This window comes from Anaerophaga thermohalophila str. Valhall (genome assembly GCF_000250735.1).
In the GTDB taxonomy this organism is placed as follows: domain Bacteria; phylum Bacteroidota; class Bacteroidia; order Bacteroidales; family Marinilabiliaceae; genus Anaerophaga; species Anaerophaga thermohalophila_A.
Window position 1 is genome coordinate 1 of sequence record NZ_AHZV01000200.1, and the last position, 5659, is coordinate 5659.

Annotated in this window: 6 protein-coding genes; 3 read left to right on the forward strand and 3 right to left on the reverse strand. The window is 40.0% G+C overall.

From position 1 onward, the window contains the following. Positions 1-769 precede the first annotated feature (769 nt). On the forward strand, positions 770-1942 hold the full coding sequence (locus tag OQ5_RS0110615) for a MalY/PatB family protein (RefSeq protein ID WP_016777475.1): 1173 nt from the start codon (positions 770-772) through the stop codon (positions 1940-1942). Between the two features lie 12 nt (positions 1943-1954). Here the strand turns inward: OQ5_RS0110615 and OQ5_RS0110620 are convergent, their stop codons facing one another. Beyond that, positions 1955-2848: a DMT family transporter gene (locus OQ5_RS0110620; RefSeq protein ID WP_016777476.1), complete on the reverse strand. Its 894-nt coding sequence runs from the start codon at positions 2846-2848 to the stop codon at positions 1955-1957. A 224-nt stretch (positions 2849-3072) separates the two neighbouring features. On the opposite strand from OQ5_RS0110620, the gene OQ5_RS0110625 reads away from it, so the two are divergent. Further along, entirely contained in the window at positions 3073-3699 is a 627-nt protein-coding gene (locus OQ5_RS0110625; protein ID WP_016777477.1) for an energy transducer TonB, read from the forward strand. A 21-nt stretch (positions 3700-3720) separates the two neighbouring features. Here the strand turns inward: OQ5_RS0110625 and OQ5_RS24590 are convergent, their stop codons facing one another. Then, a complete protein-coding gene (locus tag OQ5_RS24590; RefSeq protein ID WP_255297490.1) occupies positions 3721-3846 on the reverse strand; it encodes a nucleoside-diphosphate kinase in 126 nt (41 codons plus the stop codon). Beyond that, complete coding sequence (locus OQ5_RS20850; protein ID WP_016777478.1) at positions 3803-4147, reverse strand: nucleoside-diphosphate kinase; 345 nt, start codon at positions 4145-4147, stop codon at positions 3803-3805. Before OQ5_RS20850 ends, OQ5_RS24590 begins: the two co-directional genes overlap by 44 nt. Positions 4148-4438: 291 nt before the next feature. On the opposite strand from OQ5_RS20850, the gene OQ5_RS0110635 reads away from it, so the two are divergent. Continuing rightward, positions 4439-5461 carry a DHH family phosphoesterase gene (locus tag OQ5_RS0110635; protein ID WP_016777479.1) on the forward strand — a complete coding sequence of 341 codons (1023 nt, stop codon included), beginning with the start codon at positions 4439-4441 and terminating at the stop codon, positions 5459-5461. The last annotated feature ends 198 nt before the right edge of the window (positions 5462-5659 follow it).

Consider the following 5659-nt stretch of genomic DNA (forward strand, 5'->3'; position numbering starts at 1 on the left):
CTTCGCAAGCCTTGCAACTGGCACTTTCTGAACAGACACACATATTGTAAAAATTTTTGCAAGTTTATAGACAGGCACTAATTAAAGATAAACAAAACATTATACAAAGACTGCCTTAACAATCAGGATGGCATAGCCAGCAAATTGCGAAAAAAGTACCGCAAAAAATCAAAACGCAGTCGTAATTTCGACGCCACGTACATAAAGGTACCGGTTTGGTACGGCAACCGCAGGTTGAATATGCTTTTTATCCGTATTGGTAATTTGGCTTTTTCACTTTTGTTAGCTGTTTTTCTTTGTTAATCCCACATAAAATAAGGTTTTGATAAAAAAATAATTACTATGCCTCATGAAAGTTTCGGATATGAAAAACCTTATTTTCAATCTTTAACCTTAGTAACAAAGAAAGTATCCCAACAATGCCCCTGACCTTATTACCTTATTTTGTGATGTTTGAAAAGTACATAAGAATCGAAACAACCGCCTATGCATTCGGAAGGGAAGAGTTGAAACTGATGTTTGCATCATAAATCAATAACCTTTCAATAAGGTAATAAGGTTTTGATTCAGTGTAAGGTTCATTGGTTACTAAGGTTGGGAGAAAAAAATAGGGTTTTTTGGGAAAAATTTTAGAGGTGGATTGTTTTGAATTGTTTGAAAAAATTTTGCGCTATAGTGAAAAATTTTGCGGATTTATAGACACGCACTAATCATCTAATCATCTAATTATCTAATCATCTAATCATCTATTTATTTATCTTAACTTAATATGGATTTCAACCAGATAATCAACCGTGAAGGTACCAATGCACTGAAGCTGGATTTTCGTCAGCGTTTGTTCGGGACAATAGATGTTTTACCGCTCTGGGTAGCCGATATGGACTTTCCGGCGCCTGATGAAGTGGTGAATGCGATTCGTAAAAGGGCAGAACATCCCTTGTATGGCTACACCACCCGTGACGATGCCTTTTATCAATCCATTGTAAAATGGTTAAAAGAGCAGCACAACTGGGAAGTTTCTTCAGATTGGGTGGAATATATGCCCGGAGTTGTTCCGACATTAATTCTGGCGGTTTTGGCCTTTACCGCGCCTGGCGATAAGGTGGTTATTCAACCTCCGGTTTATCCGCCTTTTTTTGATGTTATTAAAGATCATAAAAGAATAATTGCAGAGAACCCTCTTGTTAACACCCCCGACGGTTACTTTATGGATTTTGAACATCTGGATAAAGTAACCTCTGATAAACATGTGAAAATGTTAATCTTGTGCCATCCGCATAATCCCGTGGGAAGAGTGTGGACAAAAGGAGAACTGCAGAAAGTCGGAGATATCTGTTTGAAAAACAACGTGCTTATTATATCAGATGAGATACATGCCGATTTGGTTTTCGAAGGTACCAGACACATACCTGTGGCGATGGTAAGCCCCGAACTTGCTGATAACACGATTACCTGCATGGCGCCCAGTAAAACGTTCAATATTGCCGGCCTTAACACATCGTATATTGTAGCTTCAAACCAAAAATTGCTAAGGGTTATGAAGCGTCAGCTTCAGTCTTTTCACCTGTTTACAGGAAACATGTTTGGTGCAGAAGCATTGAAGGCTGCCTATAATGAGGGACGCCCGTGGCTTCGGGCGCTCTTAAAATATATTGAAGGGAATACCGACTATGTACTGGACTTTCTGAATACGAACATGCCTGAAATAAGAGTACACAGGCCGGAAGCAACTTATCTGATGTGGCTGGATTTTTCGGAATGGGGTATGCCGGCAACAAAACTGAGGAAATTCATAATCGAAAAGGCCCGCCTTGGTTTGAACTATGGACCAACTTTTGGTACTCAGGGAGAAGGTTTTATGCGGCTTAACGTTGCCTCGCCACGGAAAATAATCGAAGAAGCTATGGATAATTTATTAAGAGCCCGAAATCTTATCAGATAAATTGCGCTTGATCTAATCTGATTTTTCAGGCGCTTTCGCAAGTTTACGGCTTAATACGGGAAACATGAAGACTGCTGCTAAAATGATTACTGTTCCGGCATAAAATCCCCCCGACATTAATTCCGATTCTCCGAAAAACACAAATGCCATCAGAATTCCGTATATGGGCTCAAGATTTATGGTCAAAACCACTGTATAGGCCGAGAGGATATCCATTACTTTAACACTTGAAGCAAAGGCGTAAGCAGTGCATATTACACCCAACAGTATCAGGAAAAGCCAGTCACTCCAGACAGGTACCTGCAGTCCTGCCGAAAATGTGCCGTTAAGCAACATAAAAAGTGTGATGCCAATAAAACCGCCTCCCATTTCATAAAAACTTATGACAAGGGGGCGATTCCGAACGATCATGAGTTTGTTCAAAACTGTAAATAATCCGGCTAAAAATGCTGATGTAAGAGCGGTTATTATTCCGGCAATGTGGTCAGGTTCGAATCTGAAGATCATGTAAAGACCTGTTATTATTAATATGCCGGTGATTACTTCCAGCCAAACAAGGGGGCGTCTTACCAAAGCCGGTTCAAGCAGACTGGTAAAAAGGGTGGTTGAGGCAAGGCAACCCAATGCTACCGAAATGGTGCTGATTTTAATGGCATGAAAAAACGTGATCCAGTGAAATGCAACTATGAAGCCGATCCCTGTCAGCCGGAAAAATGTTGCACGGCTTACTGCCATCCTGCGCCCTCTTAAATGGAGCAGAAAGCCAAGTGTCAGAAAAGCAATCAACATCCGGTACCATACCAACTGAATGGCATCCAGGGTGATGAGCTTTCCCAGAATGGCTGTAAATCCGTAGATAAAGACAACCAAATGAAGCTTAAGCAGGTTTTTTGTTGTTGCTTGCATGAGACATTATTGCTGGTATTTTCGACTGCCAACAAAAATGATTGTTTTTCTCAGTATGTGCAATGACGTTTTCCATGTTTTGGTATAATTATTGAAGTTTTTTTAATAGTCTGTTTAAAAAAGCCTTAACGCAGAGATGCGATGACACAGAGCGTCACCAGGGATATACAGAGTATCTATGAGTTTTAGACACTTTCAGAGTATTCCGCAAAATACATGAAGCCATGAAAACAAAACGTTTCATTTCAACAATGTTTGCGTTGCTGATTTTGGCAATGGCAAATATCTCTTTTGCACAATCTGTACAGGTTGTGCAGGATGATATTGACAGAGAACCGAAATTTAAAGGAAATCCGAAAACGGTCGGACGTTTTATTGAAAAGTATATGAGTTATCCCGATGAAGCCCGGATTGATATGATTGAAGGTGTCGTTGAAGTATCGGCCATTATAACCGATCAGGGAAAACTGATGGAACCAAAAATTTCGGAAAGCGTGGATGCTTTGCTCGATTCAGAAGCTTTGCGTCTGGTTAGTCTGATGCAGGAATGGAAACCGGCAAAAAAAGATGGTGAAAATGTGGACTGTAAAGTTGTGGTCGAGGTTCCGTTTTATTTGTCGGAGGAAGAAAAGGAATTGATGCAAACCCTCAATGAACACGGTCTGACAGAAAAAATGCCGCTGTTTGTTATCGACAATAAAATCGTCAAAGAATACATTGAGGTTCCTCATTACAACGTTAAGTCGATAAGGGTAATGAAGGGGCAGAAGGCCATAGAACGTTACGGTGACGATGCCGAAAACGGAGTGGTTATCATCACTACTAAACGGGGGACACCTCCGGTAAGATGACGTGCTTTTGTCCGGGAGTGTTTACCTGAATTGTTCCATTTCACTAAAGAAGAACCATGCTTCTCTCAGTGCGTTTTCGTCACTGTCGGAACCATGAATGGCATTATGTGTTTTGTCTTTTGCTATATTTTTTGCGAATTGTTCCATCCTCTGCTTCTTTCGGGTCGGTAGAACCTATCAGTTTGCGAAAGTCTTCAACCGCATTTTCTTTTTCCAGCAGAGCCGCAACAACCGGCCCCGATGACATAAAGTCGACCAATTCGCCGAAAAAGGGCCTGGCTTTATGCTCTTCATAAAAAATTTTGGCTTTTTCCTTAGGCAATTGTGTCATTTTCAATCCGATAATGTGAAATCCTGCATGCTCGATTTCGGAAAGAATATCGCCTACATGGTGTTCTTTTACCGCTACGGGTTTAATCATTGTCAGGGTGATGTTTCCTTTTGTCATAAAACAAAGTTTTTGTGTTTATTTTGCTGCAATTGGTTCGTTTAATTTTTAGATAAGATGAATCACAATAGTCCATAAAAAAGGCTAAATGAGAAGACGCAGTAACACAAAGTTTTTAATTATCAGAGAGCTGCAGAACACTTAGCAAACAATCTAACATCAATCTAACATCAATCATCTAACAACCTAACAATCTAATGTTCTGTTCACTCAATGATTCAGAGATAAAAATAGGAATTTTTCCGTAAGGCTGGTAATTTATTACCTTTGCATTTTCAGAAAAATCTTGAAATGGAAATCAACAAAGGTCAGTTAGACACTTTCAGAAAATTAATTGAGAATGCTTCATCAATCGTGCTGATCCCTCACAAAAATACCGACGGGGATGCGATAGGAAGTGTGCTGGGCTGGTGGAATCTTTTGAAGAATAAGGGTTATGAAGCTTCGGTAATCGTTCCGGATGAGGTACCGGCCAATTTATTATGGATGAAAGGTGCCGGAGAGATTATCGTCTATGAAAACAACCAATCACTGGCTGAACGGAAGCTTCGAGAGGCAGGTCTGTTTATATTGCTTGATTTCAATGATATAGAGCGGTGCGGTGATATGGCAGAGGTCATTAAAACCCTGAAAGCACCAAGGATTCTTATAGATCATCATCCGGAACCCGATATCAGGATTGCCAGCCTGCTGTTTTCAGAAACAGAGGTTTCTTCAACCTGTGAACTATCTTTCCTGATTGCAGAAGCCCTTCAATGGGAAGATAAGCTGGACACTCATGCAGCCGAATGCTTCTATTCAGGCGTTATTACCGATACGGGGTCATTGAGCTATAATTCGTCCGCTCCCCGAACCTACCGGGTTGTTGGAGAATTAGTAGCCAGGGGAATTGATAAGGACAAAATTCATAAGGAATTGTTCCAGAGCAACTCTTTAGAAAGGATGCGGTTGCTTGGGCACGTTCTGGCAAATAATCTGGAGGTTATAGACAATCTGGCAACCGCTTATATTACCATTTCAAAGGATGAATTGGATAAATATCAATATCGTCCGGGCGATACAGAAGGCTTTGTTAATTATCCTCTTGCCATTAAAGGAATGGATATTTCTGCCTTATTTACCGAAAAAGAAAAAGATAAATTTGTCAAAATTTCATTTCGTTCACGGAGCAATATTCCTGTTAACAAATATTCCGAAACTTTTTTTTCCGGAGGCGGACATCTGAACGCTGCCGGTGGCGAATGGTACGGAAAACTGGACGAAGCGGTACAAAGGTTCAGAGATACATTTCCTGAATTTTTATCCCGTTTGTAATTCCAATAGTCAGTAAAAAAGCCTAAACGCAGAGACGCAATGAAGCAAAGTTTTGAACTTTTACAATACATAGAGAATCAATTTATTGTGTTTTAAATCTTGTTAAAATACAGTATATCAAGGTTGTACAAATTATCTTACATCTTACATCTTATATCTAAAAATCTATCGATCCAACGATAGAAATATCAATATTAT

Bases quoted from the DNA above. Each gene is read 5' to 3' on its own strand.
- OQ5_RS0110635 (WP_016777479.1), top strand. From the start codon at position 4,439: ATGGAAATCAACAAAGGTCAGTTAGACACTTTCAGAAAATTAATTGAG.
- OQ5_RS0110620 (WP_016777476.1), bottom strand. From the start codon at position 2,848: ATGCAAGCAACAACAAAAAACCTGCTTAAGCTTCATTTGGTTGTCTTT.
- OQ5_RS0110625 (WP_016777477.1), top strand. From the start codon at position 3,073: ATGAAAACAAAACGTTTCATTTCAACAATGTTTGCGTTGCTGATTTTG.
- OQ5_RS20850 (WP_016777478.1), bottom strand. From the start codon at position 4,147: ATGACAAAAGGAAACATCACCCTGACAATGATTAAACCCGTAGCGGTA.
- OQ5_RS0110615 (WP_016777475.1), top strand. From the start codon at position 770: ATGGATTTCAACCAGATAATCAACCGTGAAGGTACCAATGCACTGAAG.
- OQ5_RS24590 (WP_255297490.1), bottom strand. From the start codon at position 3,846: ATGGAACAATTCGCAAAAAATATAGCAAAAGACAAAACACATAATGCC.